The sequence below is a fragment of the Actinoplanes derwentensis genome (assembly GCF_900104725.1).
In the GTDB taxonomy this organism is placed as follows: Bacteria; Actinomycetota; Actinomycetes; order Mycobacteriales; family Micromonosporaceae; genus Actinoplanes; species Actinoplanes derwentensis.
This window is the reverse complement of sequence record NZ_LT629758.1, coordinates 9,577,668-9,597,115: the sequence shown is the minus strand read 5'-3', so window position 1 is coordinate 9,597,115 and position 19,448 is coordinate 9,577,668. Positions and strand designations below refer to the sequence as shown.

Genomic DNA, 19,448 nt, shown 5'->3' with positions numbered 1-19,448 from the left:
CTCTGCCTACCGGTATCCGGCCGGTTGCGCAACGATCAGCCGACCCCGAACGGTTCCGGTTCGATCGCCGGGCAGCTCGCCCCGACGGCGGGCAGGGTGAGATCGGCGAGGTACCGGTCGACCGCCGCCTGGATGCACGCGCTGTGCGTGTAGGCGACATGTCCCCAGCCCTGATAGGTGAACAGCCGGGCGGTGGGCCCGAACTGGCGGGCCACCTGCTGGGCCCAGACGTACGCGGTGGCCGGGTCGAACCGGGAGTTGACGACGAGCACCGGGCCGGTGGCGGTGGGGATCGGCCGCTGCGGGTTGACCGGCGGGGCCGCGATCCCGAGGCAGCCGGCGACGGCGGTCAGCGCCAGCGGGGAGACCCGCACCTGCGGCGCGCGCACGGCCAGGGCCCGCAGCCGTTCCCGGAACCCGGTGAAACCGCCGACCGGCAGCGACCAGTCCTGGCACATCACCGCGGGGAAACTGTGCGGGGTGAGGTCGGTGCCGTGCCGGAGGGCGCGCCGGCCAGCGGGCGCCGGTTCGTACGCCTCCTTCAGGTAGTGGGCGAACGAGTACCACTGCGGGTCGTAGAAGGCGCTGAACGCGGCCGAGAGCAGGTCCCAGACCCCCAGGCGGCTCGGCGGGTCGTACGGGTCGATCAGCTCCCCCGAGGTGGCCCGCCGGATCAGCTCCGCCCAGATCCGCTTGACGTCCCGGCCGCGCAGCGCGCAGTCCGTGTCCCGCGCGCACCAGGCGACGAACTCGTCGAACGCGGCCTGTACGGCCTCGGTGGTCTGGGTGAGGAACGCGTCCGCTCCGGCGCTGTGGTCCATCACCCCGTCGAGGACCAGGGCCCGCAGCCGGTCCGGATAGCGTTCGGCGTAGAGCTGGCCGATCAGGGTGCCGTAGGAGGCGCCGAAGAAACTGATCCGCTGTTCGCCGAGGGCCAGCCGGACGGCCTCCATGTCCCGGACCACGCTGACGGTGTCCGCGTGGTCGTAGACCGGGCCGCTGCGCCGGGCACAGTCCGCGGCCAGCCGCCGGTTGTAATCGCCGGCCGCGGTGAAAGCGGCCTCGGTGTCGAACAACGGGTCCGGCCGCTCGTCGACCAGGTCCTGGTCACACAGGATGGGGGCGCTCCGGCCGACACCCCGCGGGTCGATACCGACGATGTCGAACCGGCGCTGGACGGCGGCGCCGAAGTATTCGTGGTCGAGGGCCATGTTGACCGCCGAGACGCCGGGGCCGCCGGGGTTGACCATCAGCGCGCCGATGCGGGACTTCGGGTCGGTGGCCGGGCTGCGGGCCAGGTTCAGTTCGATCTGCGGTCCGGACGGAACCGTCCAGTCCACCGGCACCCGCATCGTCCCGCACTGGGTCTTCTCGTCCTCGGGGCAGGGCTGCCACCTGATCGCCGACGGGCCGACGGGGGTGGCGAGGACCAGCCGGGGTGGATGCCCGAGGAGCACGGTGAGGGTGAGGATCGCGGCCGTGAGCGATCGTACCGAAACTCGCACGGCTTCATCTTGATCCGGATTCCTCCTCCCATTCCGGGATAACCGATCATCTTCCACATATCGGTAACACGCTCACAGCTCATTGTCACCAGCGCATGGCACGGTGGATGGATGACCATCACACGACTTGCCGCCGCGGCTGCCGGTGTGGCCGTTCTGACCGCCTGCTCCACCAGCGGTTCCTCAGCCCCGCCCACCGTCGATCCGGTGCCTGCGGTGTCCGGCGCCCCCACACCGGCCGAGTCCTCCGCCGACAAGAGGAGCGAGCCCGATCTGGGTGCTCCGGAGACGGTCGCCACCGGCCTGGACGTGCCGTGGGGGCTGGCCTTCCGCGACGACGGCAGCGCGCTGGTGGCCGAGCGGGACACCGGGCGGATCCTGGAGATCGCCGCCGGCGGCGGAAAGCCCCGCGAGGTCTACCGGGTGCCCGGCGTGGCGAGCGGCGGCGAGGGCGGGCTGCTGGGCCTGGCGATCAAAGACGATTGGGTGTACGCCTACTTCACCGCCGCCGACGACAACCGGATCGTCCGGTTCAAGCTGTCCGGCGGCGACCCGGAAGTGATCTTCGACGGCATCGTGCGCGGATCCCGGCACAACGGCGGACGGCTCGCGTTCGGCCCGGACGGCATGCTCTACGTGGGCACCGGCGACGCGAGTGAGGAGTCCCGTTCTCAGGACCGGGCGGACCCGAGCGGCAAGATCCTGCGGCTCACCCCGGAGGGGAGACCGGCTCCGGGGAACCCGTGGGCGGGCTCCCCGGTCTGGAGCATGGGTCATCGCAACGTGCAGGGCCTGGCCTGGGACTCGCAGGGCCGGATGTACGGCATCGAGTTCGGCCAGAACACCTGGGACGAGGTGAACGTGATCGAGAAGGGTAAGAACTACGGCTGGCCGGAGGTGGAGGGCAAGGGTGACGGTGACGACCGGTTCACCGACCCGATCGTGCAGTGGACGACGGACGAGGCCTCACCGAGTGGGGCCGCCGTGACCGGCGGCACCCTCTACGTCGCCGCGCTCAAGGGCGAACGACTGTGGACGGTGCCGCTCGGCGGCGGGACGGCGAAAGCGGAGTTCACCGGGGTGTACGGCAGGCTCCGGACGGTCGCCGTGGCGCCGGACGGTTCGCTGTGGCTGACCACCTCGAACACCGACGGCCGCGGCGACGCGCAGCGCGACGACGACCGGATCCTGCGGTTCCCGGCCCGCTGACGGGTTCAGTTGGTCGGCGGCAGCACCGAGATCGCGGTCGCGTACTGCGCGACCTGGCGCTTGTTGGGCACCACCCCGTAAACCCGGAGCTGGTCCTGGATCTCCTGCTTGACCGCGTCCTCGGATTGGCCACGATGCGTCTGCATCACCTTGTTGACGACGTAGTCCACACGGAGCTGTACCTGCCAGCCCACAGGCCGGGCGCCGGCATCGGTGGTGAGGGCGCTGATGGAGGCTAGGGAATTCATGCCGGGGTAATCGGCTGTCCGGGACCCGGGGTTGACGATCGGCATGCCTCGGCAACCCGATCGCTACCCGGACCCACCCGGCTGACAATCAATCCCCCCGGATCACAGCCCGGCGATCGCCTCGGGCGTCACTTCAGTGATCGCCTTCACCACCAGACTCGCGCCGGCCAGGGCGTCCTCGGCCGGCGGGTACACCCCGTGCGGGACGGCGACCACGGTGAGACCGGCGGCAGTGGCCGATCGCAGGCCGTTGCTGGAGTCCTCGATCGCGGCGCAGACCGCCGGGGTGAGCCCCAGCCGCTCGACCGCGGTGAGATAGACGTCCGGTGACGGCTTGCCGCGCGGCACCTCCTCGGTGGAGAGGGTCACCTCGAACTCGCCGGTCAGCCCGGCGGTGGCCAGCACCTGGTCGATCAGGATCCGCGCCGACGAACTGGCCAGCGCCAGCCGGTAACGGGCACCGAGCGCCCGGACCGTCTCGACCGAACCGGGGATCAGCGGCAGGTCCTGGCGATAGCGCCCGGCCATCCGGCCCAGAACATCGGCGGCGACCTGCTCCGCGGTCCGCGGCACACCCACCTCGTCAGCCAGGTGCGCCGACCACTCCCCGGTGCTCATCCCCATCATCCGGTCCTGGGAGTCGGGCCGGAACTCGCGGCCGTGCTCCGCCACGTAGTCACGCCGGACCTCCTCCCACACCTCCTCGGTGTCGATGATCACGCCGTCCAGGTCGAACACGACTGCTTCGATACTCACATCGATCACCCTACCTTCCCCTTCCTGTACGCACGGTGACCAACGCCAGTCCGCTTCCCCGGTTCGGCCCGGTAGGCGACCACCCTCACCCGAAGGGCCAGGTTGCCGAAGGGTTGCAGGCCGGTAGCTTCGGCTCCAGCAACGACGCCGAACCGGGGAGCTTCACCACATGCCAGCGCCGCACCGACCCGGAGAACGCCCGCAGTCACCGTCAGTGAGCGTCGTGATCCCGGTCGCGCCAGGCCCGGACGAACACCTGCCGGTTCTGGTCGCCGCGCTGCCCCCGGTCCACGAGGTGATCGTGGTGGTCGGGCCGGGCGAGGACGTCGTCCGGGTCCTGCCCCGCGACGCTCGGGTGATCCGGCAGACCCGCACCGGCCACGGCAACGCCCTGGCCTGCGGGGTCGCCGTCGCGACCGGCGAGGTGATCGTGACCCTGCCCGGCGACGGTTCCGGTGACCCGGCCGACCTGTCCCGCCTGGTCGAGGCGCTTCGGGTGGACGCCGACGTCGCCGAGGCGATCCGGCCCGCCGGACGGCTCGGCCTGGTCCTGCTCTGGTTCATGAACGTGCTGCTCGGCTGCCGACCGGGCGGCTCCACCACCGGATACCGGGCGTTCTGGCGCCGGCACACCGGCCGCATCGGGCTGCCGCGGGTCGCCGGGATCGAACCGGCCCGCGGTGACGGCTCCGACGGTGAGCCGCTGGTCGCCGTCCGGACCCGGGCGGCCGGGCTGCGAGTGGCCGAGGTGCCGGTCAGCGGCCGCCCCCGGACCGATCTCGTCGCCGGGTGGCGCGCGGTGACCGGCGAATGGTGGGCGCGGCGCCGGGACCGGCGGGTGCCGACCGCGGAGAGTTTCCTGGTGATGACCGGCGGGCCGGTCCGCCCGATCCCGGCCCCGATCGTCACCGGCCCGGGCGCTACCGTTCCGCGCGGCCGGGAGCAGCGTTTCAGCGATTTCCGGTCGTCCGGTGCACCGATCAACATCCCGCGCGGCGCCGCGGCCGAACGGCAGATCTTCGAGCAGGCCCTGCCGCGCTGGCCGGCGCCCAACCGGGCCACCGAAGCCCGCCTCGCCCCCCTGAACAGCAGCGGCCTGAACAGCAGGGGCGGTCTGAACAACAGTGGCATCGGGATCAGCCAACCGGCGGGGGCGGTCTACAACCGGCGGCGCTGGCGGGACGACCACGACGTCACCCGGCCGCGGACCCAGGGCCGGCCCAACCTACGGGTGATCAACGGTGAGGGTGGCGACTCGGGAGGCGGCCGGGGGCATCTGCGTTCGGTCTGACACCCGGGCGCCGCTGACGGCACCCGGGTCCGGTGCCCGCTCAGGACCGGGAACGCAGCTCCGGCAGGATCTGCTCCGCGTACAGGCGCATGAATCGCTCCTGGTCCGGGCCGGGCGCGTGGAAGACCAGGTGCTTGAAGCCCATGTCCAGGTACTCCTTGACCTTGGCCACGTGCTCGGCCGGGTCGGACGAGACGATCCACCGGGTGGCGGTCCGCTCGACCGTGAGGGCGTCGGCGAGCCGCTGCATCTCGATCGGGTCCTCGACGCCGGTCTTCTCCTCGGGCGAGAGCGCGAGCGCACCCCAGTAGTGGGTGTCGTTGCGGGCCCGCTCGATGTCGTCGTCGAACGACACCTTGACCTCGATCAGCAGGTCCACGTCGTCGATCTTGCGACCGGCCTTCTCGGCGCCCTCGTTGACAGCCGGGAGAAGCGTGTCGGTGTAGAGCCCGTGGCCCTTGCCGCTGGTGGTGATGAACCCGTCGGCGATCCGCCCGGCCAGCCGGGTGGCGGCCGGCCCGGAGGCCCCGATGTAGATCGGCACTGTCTGCTCGGGCTTGTCATAGATGGTGGCGTTCTCGGTCTTGTAGAACTGCCCCTCGAAGGTCACCCGGTCCTCGGCCCACAGCTTCTTGATCAGCAGGACCGCCTCCTTGAGCCGGGCGAACCGCTCCTTGCCGTCCGGCCACTGGGTGCCGAGCAGCACCTCGTTGAGCGACTCGCCGGAGCCGACGCCGAGGATGGCGCGGCCCGGCGCGAGGCAGCCGAGCGTGGCGAAGGCCTGCGCGACCACGGCCGGGTGGTAGCGGAAGGTCGGCGTCAGGACGCTGGTGCCGATCAGCACCCGCTCGGTCCGCGCGGCGAGCGCCCCCAGCCACGGCAGCGCCGCCGGAGCATGACCGCCGTCATGCCGCCACGGTTGCAGGTGGTCGCTGACGAAGACCGAGTCGAAGCCCACCTCCTCCGCGAGAATGCCGTACTTGAGCAGTTCAGCCGGCGCGAACTGCTCCGCCGACGCCTTGTACCCGAACCGAATCATGAACGAAGACTAACCCGCTTCCCGGTACGCCCTACCCGCCTCCGTGGGGCTGCCCCCGTCGCGATAGAGCCCGAAGTCGACGCTGTCCCCCACCGCGGGCAGGCCGAACCAGGCATACCGCTCGACGTACGACCGCTTCTCCAGACCGGTGGTCGCGCCCTTGATGAAACGGACCTTCTGCGCGTCGCTCGGGTACTTCGGCGCGCCCCCGAAGTTCATCAGGCCGAACTCGGTGATCCAGATCGGTTTGCCGTACCGCTGGTGGACCGCGTCGACGTAGCCCAGGAACTGGTTCACCGAGGCGGCGCTGAAGTCGGAGCCGTACCAGTGCAGGGCGATCGCGTCGACTGTCAGCCCTTTCGCCTTCGCACCGGTCATGAAGCGGTCGAGCCAGCCGCCGGGGGTGTCCCCGCCGAACGCGACCGCCGGGCTGACCAGCCGCATCCCGGTCTCCTCCAGCCGGGGCCAGGCGTCCAGGGCGGCCTCGACGCTCATGTTCGACTGCTCGGCCAGGTCCGGTTCGTTGAAGCCGAGCAGCACGTCGCCCTCGGCCTTCGCCTTCTTCAGGGTGGCGTCGGTCACGTCCTTGGCGCCCCAGATCATCGGCACGAACTCGACACCGGCCGGGCCGGGCACCTCGTCGTCGTGCGGGGCCCAGTCGTAGTACCAGGCCGCGCCGACGTCGGACAGCGCGCCCTTCGAGCCGGTGAACCTCCAGACGCCGACACCCTTCTTCGCCGATGCGGTGGCCACGGCGGGCGGCGTCACCTTCCGGGTCGCGGAGGGCGAGACGGGACGGGACGGCGAGGGGGCGATCGAGGCCGGGGCGGACGCCACCGGGGCCGGCGACGATGCGGGGGCCGAGGTCTGCGGGGCCACCACGGCGGCCGGCACGGAGGGCTCCGCCGGTTCCCGGTACGCCATGACGATCGCACCAGCACCCGCGACCGCGGCCGTGGCGAGCACTCCGGCGAGAAGCTTCGGCATCAGCACAGCACCCGCCTTGGTGCCGGCGGCGGCCTGGGTGGGCGTACCACCCGCAACGGTGTTGATCGTGAAGTCGCCGAAGGCGGAGCCGAGGCCGAGCGGCAGCGGGACCAGCGCCATGCCGGCCAGCAACCGCTCCGCCTCGACCATGTCCTGCCAGACCGGCGCGCACTGCCGGCACTCGCGGGTGTGCCGGGCGATCCGTTTGCGCCAGAGCGCGCCGGGACGGCCGTCGAAGTCCATGAGGACGGCGGCCAGCTCCGGGCAACGGGGCGGTTGCAGCGCCCGGACCACCGCGCGGGCCGTCTCGAGCTGGGCCTTCATCCGCTGGATCCGGACCGCGGCGTGCGGCCGGCTGAGCCCGGACGCCTCGACGATCTCGTCCCGGGTGAGTTCGCCGGACGCCTCCAGCCACCAGAGCGCGAGCAGCTCCCGGTTCTCCTCGTCCAGCCAGCGGGTCGCCTCGGCGGTCTCCCGGCGCTGGCCGGAGAGTTCGAGCCGGGTGATCGCCAGGTCGGTGAAGTCGGCGCCGGGATCGCGCAGATCCGGGTCCAGGGGCTCCGCCGGGGGCCGCCCGCGGAACCGCTCCCGAACCTGGCGCACGGTGATCGCGACCAGCCAGGAGCGGAAGGCCGCCGGGTCGCGCAGCTCGCCGAGGTTACGCAGGACCCGGATCATCACCTCCTGCACCACGTCGTCGACGTCCGCGTGCCCTTCCAGGGCCCGGCCGACGATCGTGTAGACCAGCGGCAGATAGCCGGCGACGAGCCGGTCGATCGCCACCGGATCGCCGGCCCGCGCGGCCGTCACGGTCGCGATGTCGGGTTGTGCCGCCATGTGCCCGCCCTCCTCGTGGCGCTGTCCGCGCCGATCAAGGAGACGGATCACGGGGCACATGGATAACACGAATCGGCCGTGTGATCACCCCCGCACGGTTAACCGGGCGGCGGATCGGGAACTGAAGAGGTCATGCGCATGTCGGTTCGCCTGAATCTGCCCCGTGAGGTGGATAGTGTGCCCGCTGTGCGACGGCTGTTGCGATGCGCGCTGACGATCCTGCGAGTGGATCGCCAGGCCGGCGCCGATCTGGAGATCGCCCTCACCGAGGCGTGCGCCAACGTGGTGACTCACGCCACCGGGACCGACAGCTTCGAGGTCCACCTCGAAGTGGCGGAGAACCACTGCGCCATCGACGTGGTCGACGAGGGTTCGGGATTCGACCCGGCCGCGGAAGCGAGCCCCTCACCGACGAGTGAGCGGGGACGCGGGCTCTTCCTGATCAGGGCGCTGGGCGAGAACGTGCGGATGTACTCCAGCCCGCGCACCGGAAGCCTGATCCACTTCGAGAAGTCCTTCGCCTAGCGACTGATACCGCACCGATGGCCGGCCCGCGGTGCGGTCCGGCCATCCCCCGTTCCGGGTGGGGGGTGGCCCCGAAGGGAATTTGCTTGCCGTATAACAAATATCGCGGTTGCTGTCGCTCCACGGGAAGGAGTCCGTAATGTCCGATAAGCCGGTCCCCCTCGGCTCCCTGTTGAGGGCCGCGCCACCCGATCGTCTGCCTGAGACCACCACCGAACACCTGCGCCGGCAGTACTCGGCCGAGAGTGTCGACATTCTCGTGCCCGACCTGACCGGCACCCGGCTGCTGCCCCTGCTGTCTCCCGGTGAGCCCCCTGCCGACCAGGCGATGCGCTGCTTCGCCAGCCAGCGCCCCGGCACCGAGCAGCACCCGGCCGGCGCGGCCCGGCTGCATCTGCCGCTGAGCTGCTGGGGCGAACGGCTCGGCGTGCTGCGCCTGGAACTGCCCGCCTCACCCGGCGGCGAGACCCTCGAACGCCTCGAAGCCGACACCGACGACCTGGCCGTCGCGATGCGCGCGGCCGCCGACGTCACCGACCGGTACCGCCGGATCCAGCGCCGGGCCCGCCTCACCATGGCCGCCGAACTCCAGTGGGACCTCCTGCCCGGCCGCTCGCTCGGCGACGACCGGTTCCTGGTCGCCGGACAGCTCGAACCGGCGTACGACGTGCACGGCGACCACTTCGACTGGGCCCTCGACGGCGACCGGCTGACCCTGACCGTGCTCAACGGGCACGGCTACGGCATCGAGGCGGCGATGCTGACCTCACTGGCCGTCAACGCCATGCGCAACGCCCGCCGCTTCGGCGCCGACATCGTCGAGCAGGCCGAACTGGCCTCCGACGCGGTGCACTCCCGGTACGGCGGCGACGCGCACGCGGCCACCCTCCTACTGGAGATCGACCTGGTCAGCGGCGAGGTGGCAGCGGTCGACGCGGGCTCGCCGCACTGCCTGATCGCCCGGGGCGGCGAGACCGAGCGGGTTCCGCTGGAACAGCAGTTGCCGCTCGGCATGTTCGGTGAGGCCCACTACGAGATCCAGCGGTTCACCCTCGAACCCGGCGACCGGATGCTCGTCGTCAGCGACGGCGTGCACGCGGCCGCGCCCGGCGACCTCCCCCGGTACGGCGAATCCGCCCTGTTCAGCGCGCTTCGCCGGACACGGCTGCAGCCCGCCACAGAAGCGGTCGGTACGGTGATGCGGGGCCTGCGTGAGTACCACGTGGGCAACGAACCTGAGGACGACGCGGTCATGGTCTGCCTGGACTGGCGGCGCTGACGTTTGCCGAATCCCCAGCCGGGTATCCGTGCGTGCTCACGGGTCCGGCACCGGTTCGTCCAGTGCACGGCCCGCGATCTGCGAGAACGACGGGAAATCGGGATGGAGCGTGCCACCGAGGTCGCCGCGGCTGTCGAGTCGTCGGTTGACGCGCTGGTGGCTGTCCTCGAACGGGCCAGGCTGGCGCAGCAGCCCTCGATCCCGCCCGCCCAACTCCGGGTGCTGACCATCGTCGCGGCCAACCGGCACACCAACATGAGCCGGCTGGCCGAGGCACTCGACGTGGTGCCCTCCTCGGCAAGCCGCCTCTGCGACCGGCTGGAGGCCACCGGCCTGCTGCGCCGGGTCGCCGACCCCCGGGACCGGCGTGAGGTCCGGCTGCTGCTCACCTCGGCGTCCCGTCGGCTCCTCGCCGACCTCCAGGAGCGCCGCCGGGACGCCCTGGCCGAAGTGCTGGAGAAGATGCCGGCCGCCGCCCGGCAGGACCTGCTGCGGGCCTTGCAGGCCTTCGAGGCGGCCGCGGCACCCGGCCGGCCCGGTGAGGCCGACCGCCGGACCGCCTGACCCGGCATTAGGCTGCGGCGATGCGAATCGGCATCGTGATCCTTCCCGACCAGCGCTGGGCCGAGTCGAGCCGGCGGTGGCGGCTCGCGGACGAGTGGGGCTTCGACCACGCCTGGACCTACGACCACTTGGGCTGGCGCGACCTCGTCGACGGCCCGTGGTTCGACGCGGTCCCCACCCTGACGGCGGCCGCCACGGTCACCTCCCGGATCCGGCTCGGGACCTACGTGGCCACCCCGAACTTCCGGCACCCGGTGCACTTCGCGCGGGAGACCACCGCCCTGGACGACATCTCCGGCGGGCGGCTGATCCTCGGGCTGGGCGCCGGCGGCATCGGGTTCGACTCGGCGGTCCTCGGCCAGCCGGAGCTGACCCCGCGCGCCCGCGTCGACCGATTCGCCGAATTCCTGGAACTCCTCGACCTGATCCTGCGGCAGCCAGCGACCACCTGGTCGGGGAGCTGGTATTCAGCTGTCGACGCCCGCAGCATCCCCGGCCCGATCCAAGAACCGCGGCCGCCGTTCGTGGTCGCCGCCAACGGGCCCCGGGCGATGCGCCTGGCCGCCCGGCACGGCGACGGCTGGGTCACCACCGGACCACAGGCCGACACGGCCGAACAATGGTGGCAGGCGGTCGCCGAGATCAGCGACCGGTTCGCCACCGCGTGCGACGCGGTGGACCGCCGGCCGGACTCGGTGGACCGTTATCTGAACCTCGACACGTCGCCGATTTTCTCGATGAGCAGCCCCGAAGCCTTCACCGACGCGGTCGGCCGGGCCGCCGCACTCGGGTTCACCGACGTCATCACGCACTGGCCCCGGAAGTCGAGCTGGTACACCGGCGACGAGAAAGTCCTGGAAGCCGTGGCGGCGGAACTGCCTCGAATCCGGGCGGATTTCGGCAGCCGCCAGCCGGATCTCGGCAGCCTTCGGCCGGATTTCGGGTAAAAGCGCTTTCCGTCCAATTCGGAGTGGGATTTCTCACCCCGGGCAGTCACCCACCGTGCCGGTGGCATGCGCTCCGGCACGGTGCGGACCGCCGGAATCAGCGGCCGTGCGCCGCCCGGTAGGCGCCGCTGACCTCGGCCGGAATGCGGCCCCGCTCAGAGATCTTGTGCCCGTTGCGGGTCGCCCACTCACGGATCAGCCGGTTCTCGTCACGAGAACCCGCGGTGCGGACCGGTGCCGCGCCACGCGGCGGGATTCGGCCCGATGTGGTGCGGCCCAGACGGGTGCCCGCGCTGATGAACGGGTCCAGAGCCTTACGCAGCTTTCCGGCATTGGCCTCGGAAAGGTCGATCGTGAAGCTGACGCCATCGAGACTGAACTCGACCGTCCGATCCGCCTTCTTGCCGTCCAGATCGTCGATCAGGGTAGTGATTACCTGCCGCGCCATAACGACTCCCGAGAAGAATAAATCAACCGCGCCCAGTCTGGCGCGCGATCGGTCCGCGGCGCAACTCCTGCCCGCGATCCGGCAATTCTTTCTACCCGGTTATCGGAATGGCGCCCAGCCGAAAAGGAGCAGAATCCAGGAAAGCCCGGTTGACCAACGCCCGGAGTCTCGCGTTAGGGTCGGCGCCATGCAGGACGAGCGGGCCGCCGCCTGGCGGGAAGAGCAACGGCAAGCCGTCGCCGTCCGCGCCGCCGCACTCGAAGCGGACCGGGCCGCGGAGGCGCGCAAGGCCGACGCGCTGCTCGACGGCTTCGTCCGCCGCGCCGCCGAAGCCGGGCTCCGCCCGCACGTGCTGAGCGCGCGCAGCCTCGACGGGCGGTCGACCTACAAGACACACGTCCGCGGGTGGTACCTGAAGTCCGATCGGTCGGTGGCCGTCGGCGAGGACGGGGAGTATTTCGTGCTCACCGTCGCGCCGTCGCTGCGGGCCCGGTTCGCCGGGGCCGACCTGTCGCCGAGCACCGCCCGGCTGATCGTCGGGGCGGGCGGTGGAGACGGCGAGACGATCCCGCTGGAGACGCTGCTGGAGCGCCGCCTGACCGCTGGTGATCACTGGCCGTGAGAGTTCTTCTGTCGGCGGTCATCGCGGCTGTGCTCGGCGTCCCGCTGGTCGCCCCGGTAGCTGCCTCAGTCGTTTCCGGCGGGTCGGCCGCCTCCGCCGGTTCAACTTGGTCGACCGTTTCGGCCGTTTCGGCTGCTTCCGCCGTTTCTGCTGCCTCCGCCGTTTCGGCCGGTTCCGCTGCCTCCGCCGTTTCGGCCGTCGAGGTGCCATGTCCCAAGCCCAAGATCGCTAAGCCGAGCGCTCCGCCCCGGCCGGTGCCACCGGCGGACGTCGCCGCGGACATGGCGGTCGGCGGGGCGGCCCTGGCCACCCACGGCCTGATCGTCCCGGCGGGCAGCCCGGCGGCCCCGGCGCTCACCGCGACCACCTGGATGGTCGCCGACCTGGACACCGGCGAGGTGCTCGGCGCGTGCGGGCCGCACGTCTACCAGACCCCGGCCAGCGTGCAGAAGACACTGCTGGCGGCTACCGCGATCGAACAGCTCGACCCCAAGACGAAGGTCACCATCACCGACGGCGACCTGGACATCGAACCCGGCAGTTCAGCGGTCGGTGTGGTCGTCGGCGGCACCTATCCGGTGTCGACACTGTGGCTCGGTCTGCTGCTCAACTCCGGCAACGACGCCGCCAACGCGCTCGCCCGCACGGCCGGCGGTGGTGGCCCGGACGGCCAGGCCAAGACGGTGGCCGCGATGAACGCCAAGGCGGCCTCGATCGGGGCCCGGCAGACCCATGCGGTCACGCCGTCCGGACTGGACGGCAAAGGACAGTTCACCAGCGCGTACGATCTCGCTCTCATCGCCCGGGTCTGTTTCGCCAGCGCCGATTTCCGTAAGTATGTGCTGACCGAGAGCGCCCGGATGCCGGCCCAGAAGAAGCCGAAGGTCGGCGGGTTCCAGTTCCAGAACGAGAACAAGCTGATCTACAACTATCCGGGCGCGCTCGGCGGGAAGACCGGATTCACCACCGTCGCCCGGCACAGTTACGTCGGCGCGGCCACCCGGAACGGGCGGACCCTGGTGGCCACCCTGCTCGGCGCCGAGGCCCGGCCGAAACGTGGCTGGGAACAGGGCGCGGCCCTGCTCGACTGGGGCTTCGCACTGCCCGCGGGCTCGTCGGTCGGGAAACTGGTCACGCCGGAGGAGGTCGCCGCCTCAGCCGCGGCGTCCGCACCCGCCACCGGGACCCAGACCGCGGCCGGAGCCGGGGCCGATGCCGCCGCCCAGGCTGCGCATCCCGGCGGTCCCACCGGCTTCACCGTGGCCGCCGCGGTGGGCGTGGCCGGGATACTGACCGCCACCCCACTGCTCCTGCTGCTGACCCAGCGCCGTCGCCGCCGCCTGAAACGAGCCGACGACCAGGCGCACTGACGCCGGACCACCGACGGCCGGGCTCGCCGACGACCTGGCTGACTGACAGCCGGGCTCACTGACAGCCGGGCTCATCGACGGTTAGGCGAAGGCCAGGCCGAAGAGCCAGATCACCGCGATCAGCAGGGCCGACGCCAGCTCCACCAGCAGGGAGAGCCCGACCGCGCCGATCGCTGAACGGGTCGAGGGCCAGGCCCGCTCCATGCCGAGGCGGTTCAGCTCGACCAGCCACACGCCGAGCACGAAGCCGAGCACCAGGCCGATCACCGGCACCACGAAGAAGCCGATCAGGCCCAGCACTCCACCGGCCAGCAGCGCCGAGGTCGGAACGGTGTTGCGCAGTTTCTTGCCCGGCCACAGGAACTTGACCACGATCCCGATGCCGAAGACCACCGTGGCCAGGATCGCGACCAGCGCCCGTGACCCGCCGGAGCCGTCGCCGAGCAGCGCCCAGAGCAGCACGCCCACCCAGGTCAGCACGAGGCCCGGGATCACCGGCATCAGCACGCCGATCACCCCGGTCAGGATCACCAGGCCGGAGAGAAGGGTGACCGCCGTACCGGTGTCGCTCAGTTCCATGCGGCACACCTTGCCGCACTCGCGCAAGAAGTCTCAAGCGGCCCTCGCCGCCGCCGATGGAAGACCATCGCCGGAGACCTCCGGCCGAAGCAACCGGTACGCAACTGTGCGTGACCAGAACCCGCACCCTCCGGAGCTGAATCTTTCTCCTGTCAGCCGGTGCCCACCCAGCCAGGGGCGCCGACGAACAACCGGGGGAAACAACATGACCAGCACCGTGATGACCGCTGCCGACCTCATCGCCGACACCGCCTCCGCCACGCCGGTGCTCACCGTGCGGGAGCAGGAGGACCTGATCCGCCAGCACATGCCGCTGGTCGGCCACCTGGTGCGGGACATGTTGAGCCGGATCCCCAACCACATCCACCGCGACGACCTGACCAGCGCCGGCCTGCACGCCCTGGTCACCGCCGCCCGCGGCTGGGACCCGCAGCGCGGCGTCCCGTTCCACCGCTTCGCCGGCACCCGGATCCGCGGCGCTCTGCTCGACGAGCTGCGCGCGCTGGACTGGGCGACCCGCTCGGTGCGGTCCAAGGCCCGCAACACCGACGTCACCCGTCAGCAGCTCACCACCACGCTGGGCCGCACGCCCACGCCGGAGGAGCTGGCCCAGGCCCTCGGTACCACCACGACCGACCTGCACCAGACCGACACCGACGTGCAGCGCGCCACCGTACTGTCGCTGCAGGGTTTCACCACCAGCAGCGCCGACGACCTGGTCACCGAGCGTGAGCCCGGCCCGGAGGAGATGCTGCTGCGCCGGGAGCAGATCGGTTACCTGCACCACGCGATCAGCTCGTTGCCGGAGCGCCTGGCGACCGTCGTGACCGAGTACTTCCTGCACGAGCGCCCGATGGCCGAGATCGCCGACGACCTCGGGGTCACCGAGTCGCGCGTCTCGCAGCTGCGCGCCGAGGCGCTGTCGCTGCTCAAGGACGGCCTCAACACCCACCTCAACCCGGAGATGGCGCCGATCCCGGACAACCCGGAGAGCATCACGGCCCGTCGCCGAGCCAGCTACTACGCCAACATCGCCAGCAACACCACCATGCGCAGCCGCCTGGCGATGACCAACGCGCACGGTCACACCGCGTTCGGCAACGGCCGCAAGACGGCCGCCGCTGCCGCCTGATCCCGCTCCAGGCCCGTGGCCCGGGCGTCACCAGACGCCCGGGCCACGGGCCTGTCGCCGACAGACGCCAGGCGGCCGGTCAGCCCAGTTCGAGCGTGGTCACTCCGTAGATCCCGGCGCGGCCGGTCTCCGGAGCGTCACCGGTGTACATCCGCGTCGTCCGTGAGGACTCCTTGAGCCCGGCCCGCTCGGCCAGTTCGTTCGCCGGCCGGTTCACCGACGGCACGTCGAGCAGCACCGGAACCGCTCCGCCGACCGACTCGGCCAGCGCCGCCAGCAGACTCTCGGCGATCTCCGGTGAGTCGGCGAAGAGCGGCCCGATCCGGTCCACGTCCCCGGCCGGCCGCCGTACCGCGAACCCGACCACCGAACCGGCCCGCCGGGCCACCACCGCCCGCCGCCCGGACGTGGTGATCCACAGGGAGAGGAAGGCGTCCCGTTCGGCCGGGAAGAACCGCCGGTCGTACCGGGCCAGCTCGTCGAACCCGACACTGCGGGCGTCGGCGATCTCCAGGCCGGCGGTCCGCTGCGCCCCGCTCAGTTCGCCCTGATAACGAACGGTCAGCCAGGCGTCCCGGAACCCGGACTTCCGAAAGTTCTCCTGTTGGGCGACCGTCCCGTCGAGACCGACGACCCGGCCGGTCAGGCGACTCATCCCGGCCTGCCAGATCCGCTGCCCGTACCCCTGCCCGCGGAACTCCGGGATCGTCAGGTGCAGCCCGAGGAATCCGCGCTCACTGCCCTGCCGTACCGCGGAGATCGACGTGATGGGCTGCCCGTCCAGCCGCCCGACGAGAAACCCGCCCGGATCCGCGACATGCAGGATCGTCTCGTCGCCGTCCCCCGGATACCAGCCCTCGGCCGCCACCCATCCGGCGATCAGCCGTACCTCGTCCGCGCTAGCCACAGACACCTTGAACTCAGCCACTAACCGACCTTAAGCCCACATACCAGACACACCCGACACGCCCAGCACTACCGGCGTGCCGGGCCGAGGCGCGGATCAGACCCCGGCCCTACACGCGGTCAGGCGAGGGCCGACAGAACCTTCGGCAGGTCGGCGGTGTGCAGGACGCCCAGGCGGCGGGTGGCCCGGGTGACCGCCACATACAGATCGGACAGTCCGCGGGGAGACTCGGCGATGATCTCGTCGGGAGCCACCACCAGGACCGAGTCGAACTCCAGGCCCTTCGCCTGACGAACGGTCATCAGGACCACATGGTTGAGCAGGTCGGGCTGCTCCCCCACCGCGGCACCCGGCACCGCCGCCACCAGCTCCGGCCCGAGCACGGACTCCAGGCTCTCCGGCACCAGCACCCCGAGCCGGCCCTCCTCGATCAACGCGGCCTCCTTACGCACCTCCGCGATCAATTCCGCGGCAAGAGCGGCGTGACCGGTGTCAGCAGCGTGAGCGGTGTGACCGGGTGACGACACCCGCCGCGCCCACGGAGCCACGCCGGACGACCGCACCGAACGCGGCGGCCGCAACGCCGGATCCACGGCGGCCAGCACGTCGGCCGCGACCGCCATCACCTCGGCCGGTGTGCGGTAGTTGACGCTCAGTTCGACCATCCGCCACCGCTGCGCCACGTACGGCTCGAAGACCTGCTCCCAGGTGGTGGTCCCGGCCAGCTCCGAGGTCTGCGCGACATCCCCGACCGCGGTGATCGACCGGCTCGGGCACCGGCGCATCAGGAGCCGCCACGCCATCGGCGACAGTTCCTGCGCCTCGTCGACGATCACATGACCGAACACCCAGGTACGATCGGCGGCCGCCCGTTCCGCGGCGGTCCGGGTGTCGGTCACCTCGTGCCGCTCGACGAACGCTCCGGCGTCGACCACGTCCAGAGCGGACAGGATCTCGTCCTTCTCACTGCCCTCGTCCTCGAAGTCCAGCGACCGGGAGCCGTCGACGATCTCCAGGACTCCCTCGGCGTACTCGATCGCCGCTTCTCTCTGCCGTTGCTGCTCACGGACTTTGAGCGTGTCGTCGACGCCGAGCAGTTCGGCCAGCTCGTCCAGGAGCGGGACGTCCGCCGGGGCCCAGCCGGCCGACCGGTCCCGCAGCAACGTCGGCGGCAGGCCGGCCGATTCGAGGCGGTCGGCGTCGCTGAGCAGGTCGCGCAGCACCTGACGCGGGGTGAGGACGGGCCAGAAATCGAAAAGCACCTGTTGTACGTCGGCGTCCTCACGTAGTTCCCGGCGGGTCTCGGCGAGATCGGCTTCGGACAGCAGGTTGTCGCCACCGAGCGGGTCGGCGCCGATCCGGTCGGCGATCTGGAGGGAGAGCTGGTGGATCGCCTCGGTGACGAAGAGCTGCCGGGCCACGTTGTGCGGGCGGCCGGCGCGGCGGGCCACGGTCCGGGCAGCCAGCAGCACGTCGTGGTCGATGCGCAGCGGGTAGCCGTCGTGGTCGACTTCGACGAAGTCGTCGGGCAAGGTCTGCCGGTCGGCGACCGCGTTCTCCAGCGCGTCGAGCATGTCGAGCCCGCCTTTGACCGCGGCGACCGACGGCGGTTCGGCGGCGTGCGCGCGCAGTCCCGGGAACATGTCGCCGAGGGTGGCCAGCAGCACACCGGTCTCCGCCAGCGACGGCAGCACCTGGGAGATGTAGCGCAGGAAGGTGGTGTTCGGTCCGAGGATCAGCACACCGGTGCGGGTGAGCTGTTCGCGGTAGGTGTAGAGCAGGTAGGCGGCCCGGTGCAGGGCCACCGCCGTCTTGCCGGTGCCCGGCCCGCCCTGGACGACCAGCACTCCGGGCAGCCCGGAGCGGATCACCTCGTCCTGTTCGGCCTGGATGGTCTCGACGATGTCGCGCATCCGGCCGGTCCGGTTCGCGGTCAGCGCGGAGAGCAGAGCGGCCTCACCGGTGACGTCCTCACGCCCGCTGCCGTCACCGGCCTCGATGTCGAGTGTCTCGTCGTCGATGCCGGTGAGGATCCGGCCGCGGGTGCGCAGGTGCCGCCGCCGGGTCACACCCTCGGGGCTGACCGCGGTCGCCAGGTAGAACGGCCGGGCCGCCGGGGCACGCCAGTCCACCAGAAGGGGGTCCTGGTCGCGGTCTTCGGCGAAGAGCCCGATCCGGCCGATGTAGCGGGGGTTTCCGGCGGTGAAGTCGAGCCGGCCGAAGAGGAGGCCGTTCTCCACGGAGTTGAACTGTGCCAGCTGTTCGGCGTAGTGGCTGCGGGTCGCCTCCCGCTGGGCCCGGCCCTGCGGAGTGCCGCCCGCTTCCAGCAGGATCGCCCGCAACCGGCTGTCGGCCTGCTCACGCAATTGATCCAGCCGCTGGTAGAGCGTGGTCAAGTACGCCTGTTCAGAATCGATCTCGGCGTTCGAGCTTGACAAAGTCGCCCCTTTTCGTGCTATCATTCCGGCGTTCTTGATTTATCCCATGGCAACCATTCTTATGGTTGCCATTTTTCGTGCCGCAGCAGTAATCGGCAAACGACCAGAATAGCCGAGCCGCGGCGGGTTACGGCCCGGGGCGCAAGTGTCCGGAACCCGTCTCGACACGCCGGGGCCGTTACGCCCGGCCGTCACGCGACTTTAACCGGGGCATGGACACACGCCACCCGATTCGACGTCTCGGCGCCCTGGCTCTGGCCGCGGCCGCCACCATCACCTTCGCCGCCGCGTGTTCTGACGAGCCCGAACAGACCGCCGGTAACGCCGCCGCGGCTGTCGCAGGCGGCCCCGAGCCGAAGACCCTCCAGGGCGCGAAGGACGCCGCGGCGACGGTGTTCGACAGGTTCAGCGGCGGTGACTTCGCCGGCGCGTGGGAGATGTACACCTCAGCCGGCAAGCAGTCGATCAGTAAGGACGACTACGTCAAGCTGAACACCGCGTGCTCCCGCAAGGGCCTGGCGATCCAGCTCAGCAGCGCGCGGCTGGAAGGCACCGACAAGGCCATCGTGATCGCCAAGCAGCTGGTCGCGGCCCAGTCGTACACCATGGTCTACGAGCAGGACGCCTGGAAGCTGGAGCCGGCCAAGGAAGGCCTGGCCCTCTACAAGCTGGGCGCGGCGAAGGCGATCGCCGCGCAGAAGAAGGCCGGCACCTGCGCCAACGCCTGAAAGCCCGGGGGCCCGCCGCGCATCGCGACGGGCCCCG

At 71.0% G+C, this 19,448-nt stretch carries 20 protein-coding genes; 11 read left to right on the top strand and 9 right to left on the bottom strand.

Features of this window, described 5'->3' with window-relative positions; genetic code table 11:
* Positions 1–35 precede the first annotated feature (35 nt).
* The gene (locus tag BLU81_RS42880; RefSeq protein ID WP_092554872.1) at positions 36–1,505 is read right to left on the bottom strand and encodes an alpha/beta hydrolase; all 1,470 of its coding nucleotides are present in this window, start codon (positions 1,503–1,505) and stop codon (positions 36–38) included.
* 111 nt (positions 1,506–1,616) lie between these two features.
* Here BLU81_RS42880 and BLU81_RS42875 point away from each other — a divergent pair, with 111 nt between their 5' ends.
* Positions 1,617–2,714, top strand: coding sequence for a PQQ-dependent sugar dehydrogenase (locus tag BLU81_RS42875; protein WP_092554870.1), 1,098 nt, complete (start codon positions 1,617–1,619; stop codon positions 2,712–2,714).
* A gap of 5 nt (positions 2,715–2,719) precedes the next feature.
* Here the strand turns inward: BLU81_RS42875 and BLU81_RS42870 are convergent, their stop codons facing one another.
* Both BLU81_RS42870 and BLU81_RS42865 read right to left on the bottom strand, forming a co-directional pair.
* Positions 2,720–2,962, bottom strand: coding sequence for a hypothetical protein (locus BLU81_RS42870; protein ID WP_092558455.1), 243 nt, complete (start codon positions 2,960–2,962; stop codon positions 2,720–2,722).
* A 102-nt stretch (positions 2,963–3,064) separates the two neighbouring features.
* A complete protein-coding gene (locus BLU81_RS42865) occupies positions 3,065–3,718 on the bottom strand; it encodes an HAD family hydrolase (protein ID WP_092554868.1) in 654 nt (217 codons plus the stop codon).
* Between the two features lie 35 nt (positions 3,719–3,753).
* Here BLU81_RS42865 and BLU81_RS48930 point away from each other — a divergent pair, with 35 nt between their 5' ends.
* Together BLU81_RS48930 and BLU81_RS42860 are read left to right on the top strand one after the other, a co-directional pair.
* Positions 3,754–3,936, top strand: a complete 183-nt coding sequence (locus BLU81_RS48930; protein WP_157752022.1) for a hypothetical protein — start codon at positions 3,754–3,756, stop codon at positions 3,934–3,936.
* A complete protein-coding gene (locus BLU81_RS42860) occupies positions 3,933–5,009 on the top strand; it encodes a glycosyltransferase (protein WP_157752021.1) in 1,077 nt (358 codons plus the stop codon). The genes BLU81_RS48930 and BLU81_RS42860 overlap by 4 nt, the downstream gene beginning before the upstream one ends.
* Before the next feature lie 40 nt (positions 5,010–5,049).
* On the opposite strand, the gene fgd is transcribed toward BLU81_RS42860, so the two are convergent.
* Both fgd and BLU81_RS42850 read right to left on the bottom strand, forming a co-directional pair.
* Positions 5,050–6,048 (bottom strand): glucose-6-phosphate dehydrogenase (coenzyme-F420), encoded by a 999-nt coding sequence (fgd, locus tag BLU81_RS42855; RefSeq protein ID WP_092554864.1) that lies wholly within the window; start codon positions 6,046–6,048, stop codon positions 5,050–5,052.
* Between the two features lie 9 nt (positions 6,049–6,057).
* A complete protein-coding gene (locus BLU81_RS42850; protein ID WP_092554862.1) occupies positions 6,058–7,872 on the bottom strand; it encodes a sigma-70 family RNA polymerase sigma factor in 1,815 nt (604 codons plus the stop codon).
* 132 nt (positions 7,873–8,004) lie between these two features.
* Here BLU81_RS42850 and BLU81_RS42845 point away from each other — a divergent pair, with 132 nt between their 5' ends.
* From BLU81_RS42845 to BLU81_RS42830, 4 genes are all read left to right on the top strand, one after another.
* Positions 8,005–8,397, top strand: coding sequence for an ATP-binding protein (locus BLU81_RS42845; protein WP_092554860.1), 393 nt, complete (start codon positions 8,005–8,007; stop codon positions 8,395–8,397).
* A gap of 139 nt (positions 8,398–8,536) precedes the next feature.
* Positions 8,537–9,676 (top strand): PP2C family protein-serine/threonine phosphatase, encoded by a 1,140-nt coding sequence (locus BLU81_RS42840; RefSeq protein WP_092554858.1) that lies wholly within the window; start codon positions 8,537–8,539, stop codon positions 9,674–9,676.
* Between the two features lie 102 nt (positions 9,677–9,778).
* Complete coding sequence (locus BLU81_RS42835; protein WP_092554856.1) at positions 9,779–10,240, top strand: MarR family winged helix-turn-helix transcriptional regulator; 462 nt, start codon at positions 9,779–9,781, stop codon at positions 10,238–10,240.
* 20 nt (positions 10,241–10,260) lie between these two features.
* Entirely contained in the window at positions 10,261–11,187 is a 927-nt protein-coding gene (locus BLU81_RS42830) for an LLM class flavin-dependent oxidoreductase (RefSeq protein ID WP_092554854.1), read from the top strand.
* A 97-nt stretch (positions 11,188–11,284) separates the two neighbouring features.
* On the opposite strand, the gene BLU81_RS42825 is transcribed toward BLU81_RS42830, so the two are convergent.
* On the bottom strand, positions 11,285–11,635 hold the full coding sequence (locus BLU81_RS42825; protein WP_092554852.1) for a histone-like nucleoid-structuring protein Lsr2: 351 nt from the start codon (positions 11,633–11,635) through the stop codon (positions 11,285–11,287).
* Positions 11,636–11,822: 187 nt separating this feature from the next.
* On the opposite strand from BLU81_RS42825, the gene BLU81_RS42820 reads away from it, so the two are divergent.
* Positions 11,823–12,257 (top strand): hypothetical protein, encoded by a 435-nt coding sequence (locus BLU81_RS42820; protein WP_092554850.1) that lies wholly within the window; start codon positions 11,823–11,825, stop codon positions 12,255–12,257.
* 254 nt (positions 12,258–12,511) lie between these two features.
* Positions 12,512–13,627, top strand: a complete 1,116-nt coding sequence (locus tag BLU81_RS42815) for a D-alanyl-D-alanine carboxypeptidase family protein (RefSeq protein WP_373873248.1) — start codon at positions 12,512–12,514, stop codon at positions 13,625–13,627.
* Positions 13,628–13,708: 81 nt separating this feature from the next.
* Here the strand turns inward: BLU81_RS42815 and BLU81_RS42810 are convergent, their stop codons facing one another.
* Positions 13,709–14,206 (bottom strand): DUF456 domain-containing protein, encoded by a 498-nt coding sequence (locus tag BLU81_RS42810; protein ID WP_092554846.1) that lies wholly within the window; start codon positions 14,204–14,206, stop codon positions 13,709–13,711.
* A gap of 205 nt (positions 14,207–14,411) precedes the next feature.
* Between BLU81_RS42810 and BLU81_RS42805 the strand changes: the two genes are divergently transcribed.
* A complete protein-coding gene (locus BLU81_RS42805; protein ID WP_092554844.1) occupies positions 14,412–15,338 on the top strand; it encodes a sigma-70 family RNA polymerase sigma factor in 927 nt (308 codons plus the stop codon).
* Between the two features lie 79 nt (positions 15,339–15,417).
* Here BLU81_RS42805 and BLU81_RS42800 read toward each other — a convergent pair whose 3' ends face one another.
* Positions 15,418–16,245 (bottom strand): GNAT family N-acetyltransferase, encoded by an 828-nt coding sequence (locus tag BLU81_RS42800; RefSeq protein ID WP_197686040.1) that lies wholly within the window; start codon positions 16,243–16,245, stop codon positions 15,418–15,420.
* A 119-nt stretch (positions 16,246–16,364) separates the two neighbouring features.
* Entirely contained in the window at positions 16,365–18,707 is a 2,343-nt protein-coding gene (locus tag BLU81_RS42795) for a HelD family protein (RefSeq protein WP_092554840.1), read from the bottom strand.
* A 188-nt stretch (positions 18,708–18,895) separates the two neighbouring features.
* Between BLU81_RS42795 and BLU81_RS42790 the strand changes: the two genes are divergently transcribed.
* A complete protein-coding gene (locus BLU81_RS42790) occupies positions 18,896–19,411 on the top strand; it encodes a hypothetical protein (RefSeq protein ID WP_092554838.1) in 516 nt (171 codons plus the stop codon).
* Positions 19,412–19,448 lie beyond the last annotated feature (37 nt).